The organism is Pseudomonas sp. S2_F03 (assembly GCF_054668335.1).
The window spans coordinates 5098289-5117414 of the sequence record NZ_CP162759.1 but is presented as its reverse complement, the minus strand read 5'-3'; the positions used below and the strand labels follow the sequence as shown (position 1 = coordinate 5117414).

Below are 19126 nucleotides of genomic sequence, written 5' to 3'. Positions count from 1 at the left end.
GGATAGATCATGACTGTAGAAAAACTCAAACTAACCAATTAAGCAATCACGCAATGGTAATTCATAGCACCCCAACAACAATCCAAGTAACAGCAGCATTACCCGACCCCATAGCGAATCGATCTGAAAATGCAGGACATCACAGCAAAAGATGGCACAATGACACTCTCGCCTCAATCGTCACCTCTCACACACGAGCGCAAAGATTCACGTCCTCCTCACCAGCAATGTTAAAAAAACTATGCCGTCCGCTAGGAAAACCAATGAAATGTTACCAATTGTCAGTCACAAATGAGAATTGGTGCTTTAACATTCAAATGTCAGCACCCAGCCGAGTCAAAGCATGATGCTTACAAGGAAAATAACGACTACCCGTCACAACCATACAAAGGAAATGACCGGTATTCTCACCATCGGACGGACCCATACGTTAGTGGAGAGCTTTAAGACTTTAGTAGTACACCACGTCACCGATGATATATCCGTTGATACGATGTGCTACAGCAACCCCTTCAAACAAAACAAGGACCTCCACTCGTATCGCGCAGTTTTTATTGTCATTGACAGCCCTCAGGCGTTTGCTGAAAGCCTCACCCTGGTTGAAAACATTCGCGCCGGTAACCATGCACTTATTATTGTAGTAGCCATCACCGGAAAAGGCACCTTCAACAAGATGAAATATTATCTTGCCGGCGCCGATCACTGCATTAAATTTGACACTGTAACTGAGGAAAACCCGGACGTGATTTCCGAGTTTTTTAATAGCGCCGAATGGAAAAAGCAGCATAATCTACTCTTGGATCCGACTCGCATGTGTCTGATCGGAGACTGTAAAAAACTAGATGTTTCGTTTTCTGAAATGAAGATTCTTGAAGCATTCTCCGAAACTAAAAACCAAATATTGAGTCATGATGAAATCGCCATAATCATGGGCCTCAATATAACTTTTTATGACCCAAGGGCCTTGGAAAAGTCCATTAGCCGCCTTCGCGGAAAAATAAAAGGCCTGTATGGCACGAACGCTATTCAAAGTATTCGTGGTCATGGATATCGTTTAATCAGGGGTCTGATCTCGACCGCCTGATGATTAATGTGCAAGGGAGTTACTGCTGTATGAACGCAGCGTGAAGTCGTGTCTCACGTCAATCGTGCAAGTCATTACTTGTCTCGACAACTGATCCTCGCTCGCGATGACTGCCCATTTGGCAGTGAGATCAGAATACAACTTGACGACAGTCAGGTTTCGCCTACTCGTGCATCCTGTACGCCACCGCTGCATCAGATGAGTGGCATCTACAGTGAAGTACTCATGCAGACCCGACTGATTGCCTTCTCGCTAAAAGATCAAAATGCCACTAGCGAAAACAAGTACTTAAGCCGACGTTTTGTATGCGTAGCACAATCGGATCTCACCAGTGCGGCCCTCACCGAAGAGTTGATACAGTGCAACGATGCGCTGCGCAATTTCGGTCAGACATTGGCTATCGCTCTCAATGAGCTGCCTCTTTCGGCGATCAGCTTCACCGACAAAAAGAAAATCCTCAACAACGTATATCTGTTGAAAGATCACGGCATAGAAATCGCTTTCGATGGCTATAACATCCACGACGAAAGTATCGAAATCTTTACAACCCTGAATCTATTCGACTATATAAAAATCTCCCTTTCAACCCTAGACTCTGGCCTTAAACTGACTGGCAACCCCGAGTTATTCAATCGACTGCATGAACGTATGACCATGCTGACTCACACTACAAAAGTCGTCTTTATAGCTGACCGAGTCGAGCATGCCGCCAGCCACATATTGGCCCGTGCACTGCCCTTTGATTACTTCCAAGGGAGCCACTACTCCCCCGCCGACATACTTTTAAATTAAAACCGAGAGTGCACTTCAGGAGAGAAGACATGGAAAGCCGCACACCCCTCCCCAGAAAATATTTTGTCGTAGTTACTCATAGCCCGGCATTACAACTTGAGCTTGAGGAATTACTGTCAAGCGAGCGATACAACTCATTTGGCACGTCACAGGCAAAATGTTTGTCGAAGGTGTTGTCATGCCCTCTTCCGCCCCTAAACTCATGGAATTCATTCCCCCTCACTTGGACAACATTGTCCCACCTGTTATTAAACACGATACGCAACGCATACTTTCGATGTTTGAATCCGAATGGCTAGTGGCTCATTCCGATTCTCGGTTTGACAACATCCATTCACTTGCAGTTGAAACCAGAGACACCCTCTCCAAAACGGCCAAACCGCACACCCCCTATGCAGATGCCTGGCGACTGAGCAATGGCAACGGCGCCTTAATCAAAGATGACATCGAGATTGTCTTGACGGGCCTGGAGGCCACACTGGTCAAAAGAATGTTGCACCATGACGATCGCGTGGTCAGCAAGGATGATCTTATTCGGAGCATTGGCAGAGAGCCCGAATATTATCGAGGTCTCGAAATGTGCCTTAGCCGATTACAGGAAAAGTTTAAAAATGCCAGCAATGGCGAGCGTCTTTTCCGCGCGGTCAGGAACCGCGGCTACTGCCTTATACAAAAAATCATTCGAGGAAAAGGCCTCAACTGAGCAAACATAACAACCAGACTGATCGTGCATTACAAAAATAAAAAGCACACTAGTCCTCCTTGGCGCCAAAACAAACTCCTCTAGTAATACTCCGCCGCCCTCCGCACATTATCGACTATTTCTAACACTTTACCGTCCAGGCTAATGGACGCAGAAACTAACTACTCGTTAGAAGTCGTCAGACAGCCCTCTCCCCAATAATTTAACCTATTCACTGACGAGTACGCCGCACAGTGGCGTTTCGGTCGTCAATGTTTTGCCAACTTATAAAAATAATAACGCCTGTTTCATCAACTTTGGCTGTTGTCTGTCGACGCGCAAATGGACGTATTTTGGGGATATCGCATGGTTAACAATCTTCGTATCAATCGAAATACCCACCTGCAAAGGATTGACCTTCTGGGGACAATGGGCACTGGGTCAGGGCTTTGTTATTGCCCTGTTATTTTCATTGGTTTATTACAAGACCGGAACGGTAGAGTTTTATTATCGAGTGTGCGCAATTCTTACTGTGCTTGCCTCGGTTCCCGCCTATTCGTGGTGTGGTGTCTATGCAAAAAAGGATAACTACCTGACAGGCTTGGGACGATTGCTGATGGGGTGGTCAATGACCTTGGCCGCGTTAGCCTGTGTGGCGTTTATCTGTAAGGCTGACGAACTGTTTTCTCGTCAACTTATCCTGATATGGGCCGCCTGCGGCTACATCGGGCAAGCCCTGCTGTACGTCCCACTGCACGGATTCTCGCAATACTATCGACGGTCACTACAACGCGAGCATAAGACCCTGATCGTGGGTACTGGCGAGTTGGCGCTGGGACTGGCCAGGAACCTTCGTAGCCTGGAACACTCCCCACTCGTGGGACTGGTCAGCACGGATACCTCACTCCCGCCAGGAATGGGTTCACCGCGTATTGTGGGTACCGCAGGAGCAACTGCTGGAATTGATCAAAGTCCATGACATCCGACGCTTGTACATTACGCTGCCCCTGAGTGAAGCGGCAAAAATCGAGGCCATGTATATCGATTTGCTGGGAGCTAACGTAGACGTGGTATGGGTGCCGGACTTGAATAGCCTGACACTGCTTAATCATTCTGTGAGTATCGTGGACGGCTTGCCGGCGATTTACTTGAATGAAAGCCCGTTGACCAGCCAGCCCACCGCTGCATTGAGTAAAAGCCTGCTGGAAAAGGGCGTTGCGCTCTTGGCCATTGTTCTGCTGAGCCCACTACTGTTGCTCATTGCCTTGGCCGTGAAATTCAACTCGCCTGGCCCGGTGTTCTTCAAGCAGGACCGTCACGGCTGGAACGGCAAGGTGATCCAGGTCTGGAAGTTTCGCTCGATGCGCGTGCACGATGATCATGAAGTAAAGCAAGCCAGTCGTAACGATTCACGGATTACTTCAGTGGGACGTTTTATCCGCCGCACCTCGATCGATGAACTGCCGCAACTGTTCAATGTATTGCAAGGCCAAATGGCGCTTGTCGGGCCACGTCCGCACGCCGTTGCACACAATGATTACTACTCAGGGAAAATTCTCGCCTACATGGCGCGCCACCGAATCAAACCGGGGATTACCGGGCTGGCTCAAATCAACGGTTGCCGCGGCGAGACCGACACCCTCGACAAGATGCAGAAACGCGTCGAGATCGACCTCAAGTACATCAACAATTGGTCGTTGTGGCTGGACCTGAAGATCCTGGTGAAGGACGCCCTTCACCCTGCTGTCTAAAGATATTTACTGATGGCTTGGTAGTTGGACACAGGCAAGCTCGACAAGGGGACGCAAGTCCCCTTTTTCGTGGGCGCCGATTGGGCTCTCTGATGGCCACTCAGGCACGACCAACCACCTCAGGATTCCCGGGCTTAGTGTTGCATTGGTGTCTTGGGGGGAGATAGCGCAGAGAACTCTGCGCCACATCTTGCGGTTGTTCCGGGTGCGATCTACAGCGCTGATTGCCCTGTAGATCGCCCGCAGTCACTCAGTGATCTTGTCAAAGTTGCGATAGAACAGATCGGTGTCACGGCTATCGGTCATGGCGTGCAACGAGTAACTGCGATTGAGCCGTGCACCACCGTCCCGGGTCAGTGGGGACCAGACGATATTGGCGCGACGCATCGTCGACATACTCATCATTTCGTCGAACGGTATGGAGATGTAAATGCCCTTGTCGAAACTGCCCTCGCCGTATTCCTCACTCGTTGCGGTGGTCAACGTGGCCCAGGCCCCGAATCGCACACCATTGGCGAACTCCCGTGACAGATCGACCGTAGCGCCCCAATCCCGCGCCAGGTAACGACCGACACTGACAGCCGCCTGAGCCTCGAAAGGCAAGTCGGTATAACCGGTGATGTGGCCCGTAACGGTCGAGTAATCCCGCAGGCCGAAGCCTTGGTCAAACTCGCGCTGACGCACGAAATTCAGGTCCGCGCCGACAGACCAGCGCTGCCCCATTGGACGAAACAGTACCTCACCGCCAACGCCGGCAAACATCGACTCCAGGTAGCCGCCATAGACCATGCCATACAGGTCTTTATCCAGCCGTTCAGCGTGATTGAGTTGGAACGTCGGCATGGTGACATCCGAGGTCGTCAGGTACTTGCGCAGGTCCGTCCTCACCCGGGGTAAACCACTTGGCGCGTCGTAGGTGAAGTGATCGTAGTTGTTGGCCAGATTGGTACTGAGCAGGCCACTCCACCAGATATTGCGCGTGAAGCGGTACTCGGCGTCCACATCGGCAGTCAACTGATAGAGCAACCCATCAGGGCCGCCCACGTTCTGTTTGTAGCCCAGCCCGATGCCATATTTGAATGGATCGAGCGCCCCGGTATAGAGCGTGGTCTCCGTGTGCGGGAGCGGGTTATTGACCTCAGTCGCACGGTGCAGACTTTGCAATGGCTCCTCATTGTTGACCACCTCGCGAAAGGTCTCGCGAGGGCACACTGGTTTCGTCCAGCGGCATGTCGTAGCGCTTGTTGACCACGGTAAACCAGTCGATATCGTCGTTAACGCTGTTGTCCAGAATCCGGCTGGCCCGGCCGACGGCTTTTGCCGAATAGAAATAATTCGACTGTTCGCCGTACACCAATAACTCTGAGCCGCGCTGGGCAATGCGCTCAACGTTGTAGCCCGCATTTTTTTGCAGCCGTTGAGACACGTTGGCCCAGTTGACCTGGTCCGGCGCAGTCGCGGGTGCATGCGCCGGCAGGCGCTCCGCTGGCGGATCGTAGGTCTTGGCCGGCGCCTTGCGGCTGACAAAGTTGGTGTGCAGGGTGATGCCGAACATGGCCGTATTGCCACGCTCCCAGCCAGCGCTTAGATCAACCGAATCGGTCAGCTTGAACACTGCGCCAATGTTGATGGGCGAGTCTTGCTTGATGTGGTTGTCCTTCGGCTCGTTTTTATAGTCGTTGCCTTCGTACTCGAGTTTGAGACTGAGCGGGTCCCAGGGCGTCTGGTAGGTCACGCCACCGAACAAAGAGGGTCGACCACGGAAGTAGGCGTTGGTATTGACGTCGCCCGTGCCTTCGCTTTGTGGCCGGGTATTGAAGCGGTCATCCACCCAACCTGGCGGGTTTTCAAAATCGCCTCGATTCCCCAGATAACCCCAGGCAACACCCGCGCTGAAATCAAAGTCGTCATAGCGCTTGTTGGCCACCACGTATTCGCTGGAAAACAGACCGGTACCACCGACGTCGCGAAAACCCACGGCCAATTCAGGTGCCCAATGGCTTTCTTGCCAAAGGCGCAGCTTGACGTCCACAGCCTTGTCTTTATAGCTCTGGTCACCACTCAACGACTCGGGGCCATACTTACGGTTGGTGATCGCGGTATAGCGAAACGAGCCTTCCAGCCATTCAAATGGCTGCAGTGAAACGCTGTAACGACTATAGGGACTGGTTCGACTGGCATTCACGCTCAGCTCGCCGGCCGGCGTCATCCGGGCAGTCGGTGTCTGCATCAAGCCCACACCGCCAAAATCACTCTGAGTAAATCGCGGTTCTCCATGAACCAAACCACATGGCAACAACAATACCGCTGCAAAACGTAAATTCAAGGAACCACCTCAGCCAGTTGCGTGGCAAGAAATTCGGCCAACTGCTGATTCAGTTCAGGTATAGGCGGATTAAGATCATCGTTTTTGATAGGGACCAGGATTTTGCTACCCGCGGCAGGCACCTGCCCGCTTTCGCGATTCCACGGCGCAATGCCGACCCGGCGGATAACGCCATCGGGCTGAATGATCCAGAGGTAATCGGCTTCAGCATCGGCAAGCGGTGCACACCCTTGCAGGTAGTCACGCGCTTCCTGCATGGGGCGATACGCGAGCCGGCACGGTTCGGCGACAGCACCCAGCACTTCAACCACACTGGAGCGCATCGGGTAGATCAGGCTGTCGCCGTCAGCGAGGCGGAAATTGCGAGCGAACCCGACCTCTACCGCGACCGGATCCAGGACGGCCACCTGGCGCCCCGTGACGGGCAAGTAGCTGACTTGCTCGTACATCCGCAACGCCAACGTCGCCCGGCTGGTTCGCTCCAGGAGCAACGCGGTACGTTGCAATACCTTCAAGTCGAACAAGACTCCGGCTTTAAGCCGAGTCTGCTCTTCGAGCAATGACCGTCGCAGCCACCCTGCCGCCATCCAATAGCCTTCAGGATTGGGTTGCGCGACGCGGATCACGTCCAGCACTCGACCATCGGGTTGCAGTTCGACCACTCCCGGATTGCGCACATCACCGCTGACGGTGACAGCTGCACTCACGCCGCCGGAGATCAACCACAGGCACGTCCATAACACCTTGGGAAACTTCAACGGACAGCCCTGCGTTCAGAGGTCAGTTGAACGATCGTCACCCTGAGTTGCGCTGTCAGTTGCTGCTCGCTCTGCAGGATGAAACCGTTATCCGGATTGACCCAATAATGATTGGTCGCGTGCAGTCCAATAAGCGGCGCATCAATATGCTCATCAACACGCATCACAGCGTATTCCTTGTCCAGAATCCTGATGGTTTCCATGGGTTGTCGCGTGAAGCGACTGTTCACGACAACACCCACTTCGTAGCCTTGATAAAGATCGATCCAGCGCTGGCTGGTGTATCCATCGGGCAGCCGATGAAGCCCCTGTTTGAACGGCGAGACCGCTTCAAAACGGGTCCCGTCCAGATCCCCTCCGACGCCAAGACCGACACTGCGAATTGCCAGGCCATCGCGCAGCAACAACACCTGCTTGCCGGACGCGACCCAGTACTGCAAGTCACCTCGTTCACGCACCATCGCCAACACCCCTACGCCGGAAGGGGTGGTCAATTTGAGTTGGGGGTAGTGAACTTCGGCTACTTGAGCCGGGGTCAACTCCAGATCATCAGGTCCGCCGGCCACGGCTTTGAAGTTCGCCAGCGTGGCCTTCATCAGCGGATTACATCCACACAACAGCAACGCCGCCATCAAGCAGACGCTAACTTTCAACGCTCTCACAGTTGGACCAGACCTTATCGGTTGTTAGCTTCGCTTAAGTTGTTTTGTGCGGCAGCGCCTATGCCCAGAATCGCGGCCGAAGGCACCAATTGACTGATGAAGCGGTTCCAGCGGGTGACGTTGGCAGGTCCCACATAAACGATGTCCTGGGGGCGAACATCGAAGTGAGTGGCGAGTGCCATGGCGGCAGGCGACTCAGCTTGCAGCTGAAAGATTTTGGCGGGTTCTACATCGAGGTTTTCTACGCCCCTGATGACGTACACGGCGTTGCCATTCGAGGTGGCCTGATTCAATCCCCCTACCGAACCTATAACGTCAGAAAGATTCATGGTGCGTGTCTTGAACGTCAACGCGCGTGGCTGATTGACCTCGCCCATTACATAAATCTTTTTGCTGTCGTTGTACGGCAGGTACAACTGATCGCCGCCTTTGAGGTAGACCTTTTGCAACGCCGCATCCTGTTGATTGAGCGCATCAAGGTTGAGCGGATACACCCGCCCGTTTCGCGTCAACAGCAACCCGGACAAGTCAGCATTCAGCGGGTCAATGCCGGCGGAACCCAAGGCTTCAACAACATTGAGCGGGGTGGTGGAAATCGCTTGAGGACCTGCTTTCAATACGGCGCCCGACACCACCACTTTCTGGCTGGCAAAACGCAACACGGCGACATCCACTTGCGGATCAGAGATGAAGATCGACAACTTTTCTGCGATATCGGATCGCAGTTGCTGGATGGTTTTGCCGGCGGCCTGGACTTCCTTGATATAGGGGTAGTAGAGCGTGCCATCGGAACGGACAAGTCGTCCGTTTGCATCGATCTGCTGCTGCGCCCCTGAGGGTGCAGTCAACTCGGGGTGATCCCACACCGTGATGTACAAGACATCGTTATTACCGATGCGGTACTCGGCGGGTGCCGTCAGTAATTCCGGGGGCAGTGGCTTATCGATCTGTGCGGCCCTGTCCATGGCGATGAGCTTGGGGGTAATTGGAATCAGCTCGACCCGACTGCTTTCGCTGGCCCCTTCGCGAGTGATATCACTGGTGCTCAGATGTTGACCCGGCGAAAACATGCAACCTTGCAAAGCAATACTTGCCAGCATTAAAAAAGGAACACTACGAATCATAAAGGCACTACGCTATTCAAGGGCAAATACAAAACAAGATCGCCCAGTGTTAGCCGGGCAATCTTGTATTACACCTGCGAAATTTCTTAGTTACTGGTGCCGGTCGTCCCGGTAGTACCTGTTGTCCCGGTGGTGCCGCCATTGGAACTTCCACCACTGTTGGAGGCGGCCACTGCACCTGCAACCAGTGCAGTACTTGCCAGTACGGCTTGTCCAGCGGTCACGTCACCCAACACTTTTGTTTCCAGAGTGAGAGGTTCTTCTACGGCGAGTACCCAGCTGCTCATCATGGACAACAAGGCTATTACCATCATCTTTTTCATATCAAACTCCTTCCTGCGAGTTCTTTATATCTACGGACTTGCCGGATGGGTTTCCAGTCAATTTTCCCGACCATAAATAACATCGAAGCCTGATATAACAGTTCAGCAGAAAAACAGGCCGTTGAAGGCCCGCCCATCAGTTTCAATCGACGTATCCCCGGGGATGATTCGATTGCCAACGCCAGGTATCGGTCATCATCTCCTGCAAATTCCGTGTGGCCTTCCAACCCAACTCCTTCGCCGCTTTAGAGGGGTCGGCCCAACACTCGGCGACGTCGCCCGAGCGTCGCGGCATCATCCGATAAGGCACCGCTCGCCCCGACGCTTGCTCAAATGCCCGCAGTACTTCAAAAACGCTGTAACCATCGCCAGTGCCCAGGTTCCAGATATTGATCCCGGTGCGCGCCGAGATCGACTGCAACGCTTTGAGATGACCATCAGCCAAGTCCACGACGTGGATGTAATCGCGTACGCCGGTGCCATCGACGGTGGGATAATCGTCACCAAATATCGACAACTCCTGCAGACTGCCGACGGCAACCTGGCTGATGTACGGCACCAGATTGTTGGGAATACCGTTGGGGTCTTCCCCCATTTGCCCACTTGCGTGAGCACCGATCGGATTGAAATAACGCAACAGCGCGATGCTCCAGCGCGGGTCCGCCGCACACAGGTCATGCAATACGTTTTCGATGATCAGCTTGGATTGCCCGTAGGGATTGGTGGGCGTGCCCGTCGGAAAGTCTTCACGAATCGGCATCTGCTCAGGCGCGCCATACACCGTGGCCGATGAACTGAATACCAACCGCAATACACCGGCCGCAGACATCGCCTGGCAAAGCGTAATGCTTCCGCAAACGTTGGTTTCGTAATACTCAAGCGGCTTGCGCACGCTTTCACCTACGGCTTTGAGCCCGGCAAAATGCAGAACAGCATCAATGGAGTGCTGCTGAAAAATCCGGTCCAGCAACGCTCTGTCGCACACGTCCCCGTGAATCATTAAGGCGGATTTTCCGCAAATAGCTTCAACCGCATGAAGGGCGGCATCAGAGCTATTGCAAAGGTTGTCCAGCACAACCACTTCGAAGCCTGCTTCAAGCAGCGCAAGAGTGGTGTGCGAACCGATATAACCGGTTCCACCCGTTACCAGAATCTTCATAGAGCGGTCCATAGTGGGGTATTGAAGTATTCAACTGCATGCCATATTTAAAGCAATTAGCGCACGCAAGAAATTGACGCCAACGACTTATTAGCACTTCACAAGAACCGACACTATTAATAGACACCGACTAAAACTAACCAAATACAGGCAGACCCGACAACTAATAACATTTACCCCATTCTGCACATGCCATTAATTGCCATCAAACCACGCCTCAGGTATTAAAGTACAACCATCGTAAAACATCCAAACTCATGGCCACCCTCTTCTGTGTGGCTGTGAACAATGACTTTCCAGGAAATATCTATGATTCGTAAATGCTTGTTCCCCGCCGCCGGCTATGGCACGCGTTTCTTGCCTGCAACAAAAGCAATGCCAAAGGAAATGCTGCCGATCGTCAACAAGCCTTTGATCCAATACGCCGTTGAAGAAGCACGGGACGCCGGTTTGCAGAACATGGCCATCGTTACCGGTCGGGGCAAGCGCGCACTGGAAGACCATTTCGATATCAGCTATGAACTGGAACACCAGATTCGCGGCACCGAGAAAGAAAAGTTTCTGGCCGGTACACGAGAGCTGATAGAAACCTGCACCTTCGCCTACACCCGCCAGGTCGAAATGAAAGGCCTGGGGCACGCGATTCTCAGCGGTCGCCCCTTGATCGGTGACGAACCCTTTGCCGTGGTGCTGGCGGATGACCTGTGCCTGAACCTGCAAGGTGACGGTGTGCTCGCGCAGATGATCAAGCTCTACAATAAATTTCGCTGCTCGATCGTGGCCATTCAAGAAGTCCCGCGGGATCAGACACACAAATACGGGGTGATCGCCGGCGAACTGGTTTCCGAAGGGATCTACCGCGTCAACAGCATGGTTGAAAAACCCGCCCCCGAGGACGCACCGTCCAATCTGGCAATCATCGGCCGGTACATTCTGACCCCCGACATTTTTGATTTGATCGCCGATACCCAGCCCGGCAAGGGCGGCGAAATCCAGATCACCGATGCGCTGATGAAGCAGGCGCAAGATGGCTGCGTGCTGGCCTACAAGTTCGAAGGCCTGCGCTTTGATTGTGGTGGTGCAGAAGGCTATATCGACGCCACCAACTTTTGTTATGAGCAGCTGTATCTCAAGGGCCTTTAACCAATCGGCTCAGCACACTCACCGCTCACCTTGCGGAGCCCTCCGTCACACTCTTTCATCCAGGCAGGCCACTATGACCACTGCAAAACGCTCGGTAGACACCGAACTGAAAGCGAGCAACTTCGGAATGATGGCCTGGCTGTCAAAAGCGCCATCGTTATCCTTCGACACTGCTGCCTGGCTGGGCACAACCCTGCTGGTTGAACGTATCGGGGTGTTCCCCTCTTCGGGCGATATCCATCGCCCGATCAGGGACCCGCTTTCCCTCCTGGCTCACCTGAAAAGTCTGTATGCCGACAAGGCCCTGGATATCGATGAACGCGAAGGGCTTAAAGTGATTTTCAACGATTGGCGATTCCGGGTTCGCATTCGCTACAGCGACCCGGCGATCGTCATCAATGTTGAAACGCGGTGTGATCCCGAACTCATGCCTCTGAAAACCGCAGAACTGCTGAGTCAGCTGGAGCACTTTGAACGGTGAAGGATTACTTTGAAGCGGCACCACACGGCAATTCACCGACAAGCAGTCGATAGAAGTAATCGGCAATAAGCCGACCTCCCGAACCCGGGATGGGGTGAATCTTGTCCGGGCCGATCATGGGGGTCGGCCCGTCACTGGCATAGCGTTTGAAGTCGGCACCGAACGCACACTGCAAACTCCAATAGGCGACGTTCTGCGAACGCGCCCACGGTTCAAGTACTTGGGCATAGTCCGACATCGGATAGGTACTGGAACGTGTTGTGTCCTGACGCAAGATCACATTGATGCTCGCCGCCGGATGAACCTCGCGAACCATCTGCACCAAGCCTTTCATGTTCTCAAGATAATCCTTGGGCTTAACGCCAAACCCTTGATCATTGCCGCCCAACATAATCAGGTAAACGTCTGCCGGTATCTTTGAAACGACGGCCTTCCACTGGGTCTGCCATTGGTTGTCGCTTTTAAAAAAGTCACCGGAGGTGGCACCTGAAGCAGCGAGTTTGGAGACCCTGATGCCGCCCCGGTCATTGGCCAGCCACAAGCCAAATAATGTCGGCGCACCTTTCACCACTTCGAGCCTTAGCGCCCAGTCAGCACTGGCGGGGACACTTAGTTGCACTTCCTGAACACCGGCCCCCGCTATCGTCAATGGATGCCACGGGCCTGAAGGTGTCCACCGATACCTCATCTCGCTGGTTTTGCCGTTTCCCAAGTAGAGTAAGTTGGCGTGGGCAATGGACGTATCAATCGCAGCCGTCTGGCTGGAATCGATCTCAAGATAAGCACCCGCCTTCCCGGTAACAGTGCGACTGTCCGGGCTCGCTTGCCCAAGACTGGAAACGCTCCAATCACCACCGAAGTACTGCTGATTGCTGCGGGTGTACTTGAAGTTCGTACCGCCGAGCGCTACGCCGTGGTTAAACCCGACATAACCAGGCCCGGCGAAACCAAAGTCTTTCGCCAAGCGTTGAGTGAGGCCATTCAGATAAAAGTTCTGCCCGGCGCTATAGCTGTCGCCAATCACCGAGATGTCCAGCACCATCCCCTGCTTTACCCTTGCCCAGTCCGGCAAGCGGTTCGCGTGAGCTTCTCACCTCGATGACCGGAGCCGGGACAGGACGCACATCATCGACATAGACCATTGGCTCATCTATCTATCAGGAAACCTGCTTTGGTGTTCAGGTGCGAGACACCTTCAGACCTTTCGCCGGGGTCTTTTTGCTGATCGCACGTTCGCCCAAAAACAAAGTCGATGTGATGGCGAAACGGCTGAAAACATTCGACAGCACCACGGGCCCCAACAATCCGAACAGCACACCGCCAACAACCAAAACGCTTTCATCGGTGACACCCAAACGACGTAACGCGACCCGTGAACTGCCCGCAAACAGAACATGAAAGAGGAAAATCGCGTAGGAATATCCACCGAGCCAGATCAGCGCTTTCGAGCGCATGTCACTCGACAACAACGCGATGCAGGAGGCACAGCCAACGAGCAATCCGACAAGGCTTCTGCGATCGACAATGAGCTCGCGATCCACGGCGGCAATGTAGAGCAGTGCGACCGATATCAAGACGAACACGACGGGCCCGATCACTTTCAGGGACTGCTTTAATTCATTGCCCTTTTCGTGGCAAATCATCCCCGTCACGAAGAACGGCAGCAAATAGATGGCGCCATTGATGCCAAAGGCATCGACTGGAAAAAGCGGCATCAAGAACACCACTGCGGAAAACAAAAACAACAGGTACAACCGTGTCGCCGTCTGCAACCAGCCGCGCCACTGAAGAAATCCGACAAACATAAAGATGATAAAAACCGCCTGCAAGAACCAGAAGTGGTTAATCGGCACGTAAAACGACAACAAGGCGTCTATTAACCCGAAGTCGTTGTTTACCCCCGGCCCGACAACCTGCAGCACCGAAAATGGAATACCGACAAAAAACAATGGCACGATCAATCTTCTTACCTTGCCACGCCAGTAAGCGGAAAAGTCGTTGCCTCTGATTTTGTAAATCGAATAGATGTAGCCCGATATAAAAGTGAACAACGGCATCCGGACGTACACCATCGAATCGGCCAGGATTCGGAAAGGTGATCCCAGGTCGATTTTCAATCCGCCGCCTAATGGCCCTATCACGTGATAGAGCACCAGCAGCAGGCATGCCAGCCCTCTGAGTGTTTCTATTTCCAACGACTTCTTATTGCTTTGCATAAACCACAAACCTCAGTTCAAGACGTTTGATTCAAGCGACTCAGGTTTTTTTGAGCGCAACTGCAACCCCAGCCCCACAAACAGAACCGGAACCACCATGGAGAAATGTCGGGCAAACGATCCGAAGTCAGGTTCAAACAGGCCCTGCACCAATAAAAAGGACAGCGGAATAGCGATAAGCTCTTTGACTTTGGGTTGGATGATTGAGCCCTTGTAGTGACTCGACGTCATCATTTTGAACATCAGCAACGAGGTCATCATCATCAGGACGACAAAGATGATCTGCCCCAGGCCGGAAAGAAGGATTAACTCCACCGGGAAAGACAACCTGAAAAAGATGCTCATCGAATCCACGGCCTGCGAAACGAAGTCACCGCCGTTAATCCACGACACAATCAATGACTTTGAGCCCTCTTCGCCCAGTGTGCGCTGCTCGTTACTATTGGCTCGAATGGACGAAACCGAATAGCCGGCGAGCATCTGAATCGCTGTCGCGATGGCCAAATAGAACGTGAACAACATCAGGAAAAAGCTGAAACGTGACACACGCTTCTTCATGACACACACGCCAACCCAGACCAGCGAAAACAGTATCCAGTAGGGTCGAACCAAGATGCCGTAAAACAGCGCAGAGAGAAAAAAGCCCGCTCTGTATTGCTTCGAAAATGAAAAAACCAGGATGGTAATCATCGCCACCGAAACAATGATTTCCTTGGTCAGGTTATCGAGAAAGAACGACCTGACCACCCCCCACAGACACAGGGTCAGAAAAATCGTCAGCGGTATTCTTCTGAAGATAAAGATCGGGATAGACGTGAGAAACAAGTTGCACATCATCCCGTAGGCCCAGGCATTGTCCAGATTGATGCCGGTGGGACGTAGCACGTAAGCAGTGCAATCGTAAGAAGACCGGTCTGGCGAAAAGGGATTCCAGAAATTGCAGTAGTCTGAACGAGCGTATGACGACCACAACGTCATCGCATCCGGGCCCGGTTCTCGGTGAACCAGCAGCGGCATTGCTACGGACAGAAAAAGACCGCACATCAAAATCAGGAGTGAGATCGACGAATCCAGTTTTGTACCGCGAAATTCTATGGAAGGCAGAGATAAAGCCATTACAACGCCCCCTTCGCCTGGGCAAACCTGGCCAGCAAAGCAACAACGACCAGCTGCACCGTAATCGAGAAAACGTTCCCCCAGGCCGCCCCATAAATTGAATAGTGTTTAATAAGGACATAGCTGACAGGCAGTGAAATCAGCAGGCAAATCACCGCACTGGCCAACGACACCCGATTGTTCTTCGACGCAATAAGACCTCCCCATACGATGTCGCCGACTGCTCGCAGCGCAAACGAGAAAATCAGGATGCACAAAACCCCGTTATCCGGACGCGGAACTGCCGCGTCCACATAATCGAGCACAACATTAAAGAAGGCATAAATCAGCACAGCAACTGCGCAGGAAACGACCAGCGAGCGCAACACCCATTGATTGAAGAACAGTTGCCGGACCGTCAGTGCCTGTTGATTATTCTTATAACGCTTGGCGAGCACGGGAATGCCAACGACGGCAACAACGGCAAAAGACAGCGCTTGCAGGGTGTTAGCGGCAGACCAGGCATACACGTACTTGCCAAGGCTGTCGTACGGCTCAAGGTCCACAATCAGAAAACGCTCGGCAAACTGACTCAATAACATCAAACCGTCGCCCAGATAAAAGGGCAATCCGGCTTTCCAGACAGAAGCCGTCGTGAGGGCACTGACCTCCCTCCCTTATGTACATTCACCACAATAAAGTATCCGGCCACGATCACCAGAAGGTTGCTGATCACCCACAACCAAAGAACACTGGCAATGCTGGACACCACGCCCGTCATTAGCCCTCCCACAGCAATCAGCGCCCAGAGCCCGGTTTTTATGAAGAACAATAACGCTCCCCAATTGGCTTTTGCGCAGAAAAAACAAAGGAGTTAATTTCGAAGGACAGATGCTCCGTGATCAGGAGCAGCGTGACGCAGGCGATCAACGCGGTGCTCGCCGGAACATCGCTGAAGAGTGAGTAGAGTACGACTGTGACCACCGAAAACAACGAACCAACGGCCAGGTACAAGACCAGTACTTTATCGATGACGAATCGGGAGCTGCCTCCGATGCTGATCAACCGATTGATTTCAGAGCTGAACCCGACGCTGTAAAACTTCGAGGCTAACAAAGGGGCGATCACCACGACGCCGTAGAAGCCCAATGCGTCATAACCCAGGTAATGAGTGATGGCCAACACCAGCAAAAACTTCGCGCCTAATGCAGTCCCCCTTAGCAACAACCGAAATATCATCGAACAACCCCTTTGATGATATTGTCCATCAGCACCGTTTTGGCTCCGATGTCTTTACAGGTATCCGTGAGTTTCTTGGCAAACCTCGATAGAGCGTTGGGGGCGTAAACAGTGTCGATGATGGTATCGACATTGATATCGCCTTCGTTGATCACCCAGTCTTCCACTCCCATGTCCTGGTACGCCCCAAAACCTTTGCGTTCATAACTGATATGGAACGCGGGTACACCGGCCAGGAGCGCCTCGATAGCCCCGTGTAACCTCACGGAAATAACCAGATCCGGCTGATATTTCGCAAGTGTTGCCTTCAACGGCAGCAGGTCTTCGGTAATGCCAAGTTCGCGATAAAACGCGCCATCGTCGTTGCCGCGGACGGTGCTTTGCACAGCGCAGACCACTTTGCTTTTCGCCCTTAATCTCCTCAATAGAAGCTTCAGGTTTGCAACGTAGGCGACTTTCTTCTCTTTGCTCCAGTGCGACGGCTTGCGTAGAACAACACAGACCACGGCAGGAGCTGATCCACAGTGGATAAACTTGGGCTGCAGCAGTATCTTTTTCGCTAACGCCTGGATCGCCAGGTCCGGCGCCCGGTAGACATTCTCATTGGACTGGAAAATTTCCGAAGACCTGTTGTCTCTGACAAATACCGCATCGGCGCTGGCGTAATGCTCTACGATTTTGCTGCTCTCGCCATGGAACGGACCGATACTTTGTGGGAGGTAAACAGTCGGTACCTTGCTCAAAATCGCGGTTTCAAGCTGTTTGGCATGACCCAGTTTCAGCTTGAGGTGTTCAAAGGTACTTTTGAGCGCATGTATCCACCGCCCACCCCTACAACCAGATCGCTGGTATTCAAAAGATCGGCAAGGGGGACATAAGACTGTTTAAGGAAAATCGCTTCCCTCACCCTTCCGAATCCCTTAGCCGCCATGACCGGCGCCTCATATCGCTTACAGGAAAGATAGCTAAATGATTGAGGGTCTGACGCAACTACGTTGATTAAAGTGCCGGCGCCAAAGTTGCGCTGCACCGTGGCTATTGCCAAATCCACGAGTAGACCATCACCCGAACTGGACGCACTGTAGCCATGCAAAATAGTTACGTTCATCATCTGATTGTCTACTTAATAAGTTTTAGCGGAGTACACGTCATAGGTTTGCTGAATCATCAACGTTGCACTGAACCGCTCGCGCACTTTCTTGCGGCTTTCTGTACCTAGTTCCAGCAGCTTATGTTTTTTGATATTCACTAATATGCTGGCAAGGGCCTGGTAGTCGCCGGTCGAGAACAGGTAGCCGGTGATGTTGTCCGTCACCAATTCAGGAAGCGATGTACAGTCACTGGCAATCACCGGCACGCCCATGGCCATCCCTTCGAGGGGAACCATGGCAAAGCCTTCCCAGCGACTTGGAACAATCAAGGCATCCGCCGTTTTGTACAGTTCGTTGACTTCAGCCGGAGTCACCCAAGGCAGGTACTCCACGGCGTCAATATCGGGGCACTCGACGAAGTCTTCATTGACAGCACTCCCAACGACAGTGAGTCTCAAGTCAGTTCGCTCGACTTCAGCAAACGCCTTGAGCAAAAGATCGAAGCCTTTCTGGTAATCCAGTCGGCCTACAAATAGAAGCTGAATGTCCGTGCTTTCGCTGGACTTGTTCTCATCACTTTTATAATGAATCCCGTTGTAGATCAGCTTCATGCGGTGACGATCAATACCAAACGACGCGGCTTTATCCATTTCATACTGACTGACGCAGATAATGACGTCCGTTACTTTCTGCAAGAGTCGCTCCACCAGCGAATACACTTTCTGCTTGACTGTCGAGCTCTCCATCAAGAAGGAAAATGCGTGCGGGCAGTAGACAATTTTAGGTGACCGCCAAGGGCGCAGTAGCAGACAGACACATCGGCCAATGACCCCGGAAAACGTGCTGTGCAAGTGCACGACATCCGGTTTTTCCTTGAAGATCACGCGGGCCAATTGCCAGGCAAACCGCAACAGGGACATGACATCGCGCTTGTTCCGGGAAAAGGTCCTGATGTTTTTTTCATCAATGCCATGCAACTCTTTCTTCTGGTCGTACGGAACCAGATAAACCAGTTCATACTTCAGAGCATGGTCCCGAGGGGGGTTGATATCGTACGAATGACCGTCGCAACGCCACCCTTGATAGTTTCCGCCACATGTAATATTTTTTTCATAATCCACCTATCTCCATGAACTTAGTCACAGGCAAAACACGATTAAGAGTGGTGAGTTATCACCCACTCACTCCCAACCGATTACC

General features: G+C 52.6%; 14 protein-coding genes and 5 pseudogenes. 6 read left to right on the top strand and 13 right to left on the bottom strand.

From position 1 onward, the window contains the following. Positions 1-343 precede the first annotated feature (343 nt). From AB4N76_RS23875 to AB4N76_RS23860, 4 genes and pseudogenes are all read left to right on the top strand, one after another. Positions 344-1084 (top strand): winged helix-turn-helix domain-containing protein, encoded by a 741-nt coding sequence (locus AB4N76_RS23875; protein WP_046026949.1) that lies wholly within the window; start codon positions 344-346, stop codon positions 1082-1084. Between the two features lie 225 nt (positions 1085-1309). After that, positions 1310-1876 (top strand): EAL domain-containing protein, encoded by a 567-nt coding sequence (locus tag AB4N76_RS23870; protein ID WP_460163595.1) that lies wholly within the window; start codon positions 1310-1312, stop codon positions 1874-1876. 29 nt (positions 1877-1905) lie between these two features. Further along, positions 1906-2579: pseudogene (locus AB4N76_RS23865) on the top strand (helix-turn-helix domain-containing protein). A gap of 345 nt (positions 2580-2924) precedes the next feature. Further along, positions 2925-4322: pseudogene (locus AB4N76_RS23860) on the top strand (undecaprenyl-phosphate glucose phosphotransferase). Positions 4323-4555: 233 nt separating this feature from the next. On the opposite strand, the pseudogene AB4N76_RS23855 reads toward AB4N76_RS23860, so the two are convergent. The 6 genes and pseudogenes from AB4N76_RS23855 to galE form a co-directional block, all read right to left on the bottom strand. Next, a pseudogene (locus AB4N76_RS23855) lies at positions 4556-6635 on the bottom strand (YjbH domain-containing protein). Then, positions 6632-7393, bottom strand: a complete 762-nt coding sequence (locus tag AB4N76_RS23850; protein WP_077430559.1) for a capsule biosynthesis GfcC family protein — start codon at positions 7391-7393, stop codon at positions 6632-6634. The pseudogene AB4N76_RS23855 and the gene AB4N76_RS23850 overlap by 4 nt, the downstream one beginning before the upstream one ends. After that, a complete protein-coding gene (locus AB4N76_RS23845; RefSeq protein WP_139348070.1) occupies positions 7390-8055 on the bottom strand; it encodes a YjbF family lipoprotein in 666 nt (221 codons plus the stop codon). The genes AB4N76_RS23850 and AB4N76_RS23845 overlap by 4 nt, the downstream gene beginning before the upstream one ends. A gap of 14 nt (positions 8056-8069) precedes the next feature. Continuing rightward, entirely contained in the window at positions 8070-9179 is a 1110-nt protein-coding gene (locus AB4N76_RS23840) for a polysaccharide biosynthesis/export family protein (protein WP_460163594.1), read from the bottom strand. A gap of 86 nt (positions 9180-9265) precedes the next feature. Continuing rightward, positions 9266-9502: a hypothetical protein gene (locus AB4N76_RS23835; protein ID WP_046026956.1), complete on the bottom strand. Its 237-nt coding sequence runs from the start codon at positions 9500-9502 to the stop codon at positions 9266-9268. Between the two features lie 142 nt (positions 9503-9644). Beyond that, positions 9645-10661, bottom strand: coding sequence for a UDP-glucose 4-epimerase GalE (gene galE, locus AB4N76_RS23830; RefSeq protein WP_046026957.1), 1017 nt, complete (start codon positions 10659-10661; stop codon positions 9645-9647). A 309-nt stretch (positions 10662-10970) separates the two neighbouring features. Here galE and galU point away from each other — a divergent pair, with 309 nt between their 5' ends. Further along, positions 10971-11804: a UTP--glucose-1-phosphate uridylyltransferase GalU gene (gene galU, locus AB4N76_RS23825; protein ID WP_046026958.1), complete on the top strand. Its 834-nt coding sequence runs from the start codon at positions 10971-10973 to the stop codon at positions 11802-11804. A gap of 73 nt (positions 11805-11877) precedes the next feature. After that, on the top strand, positions 11878-12285 hold the full coding sequence (locus tag AB4N76_RS23820) for a phosphohexomutase domain-containing protein (RefSeq protein ID WP_046026959.1): 408 nt from the start codon (positions 11878-11880) through the stop codon (positions 12283-12285). Positions 12286-12289: 4 nt separating this feature from the next. On the opposite strand, the pseudogene AB4N76_RS23815 reads toward AB4N76_RS23820, so the two are convergent. From AB4N76_RS23815 to AB4N76_RS23785, 7 genes and pseudogenes are all read right to left on the bottom strand, one after another. Beyond that, positions 12290-13427, bottom strand: a pseudogene (locus AB4N76_RS23815) (SGNH/GDSL hydrolase family protein). A gap of 36 nt (positions 13428-13463) precedes the next feature. Further along, positions 13464-14501 carry an acyltransferase family protein gene (locus AB4N76_RS23810; RefSeq protein ID WP_046026961.1) on the bottom strand — a complete coding sequence of 346 codons (1038 nt, stop codon included), beginning with the start codon at positions 14499-14501 and terminating at the stop codon, positions 13464-13466. A gap of 12 nt (positions 14502-14513) precedes the next feature. Next, on the bottom strand, positions 14514-15617 hold the full coding sequence (locus tag AB4N76_RS23805) for a hypothetical protein (RefSeq protein ID WP_046026962.1): 1104 nt from the start codon (positions 15615-15617) through the stop codon (positions 14514-14516). Then, positions 15617-16225, bottom strand: coding sequence for an MATE family efflux transporter (locus AB4N76_RS23800; protein ID WP_460163593.1), 609 nt, complete (start codon positions 16223-16225; stop codon positions 15617-15619). The genes AB4N76_RS23805 and AB4N76_RS23800 overlap by 1 nt, the downstream gene beginning before the upstream one ends. 190 nt (positions 16226-16415) lie before the next feature. Further along, positions 16416-16835: a hypothetical protein gene (locus AB4N76_RS23795; protein WP_460163592.1), complete on the bottom strand. Its 420-nt coding sequence runs from the start codon at positions 16833-16835 to the stop codon at positions 16416-16418. After that, positions 16832-17943: pseudogene (locus AB4N76_RS23790) on the bottom strand (polysaccharide pyruvyl transferase family protein). Before AB4N76_RS23790 ends, AB4N76_RS23795 begins: the two are co-directional and overlap by 4 nt. A gap of 15 nt (positions 17944-17958) precedes the next feature. Further along, the gene (locus tag AB4N76_RS23785; protein ID WP_460163591.1) at positions 17959-19047 is read right to left on the bottom strand and encodes a glycosyltransferase; all 1089 of its coding nucleotides are present in this window, start codon (positions 19045-19047) and stop codon (positions 17959-17961) included. Between the last annotated feature and the right edge of the window lie 79 nt (positions 19048-19126).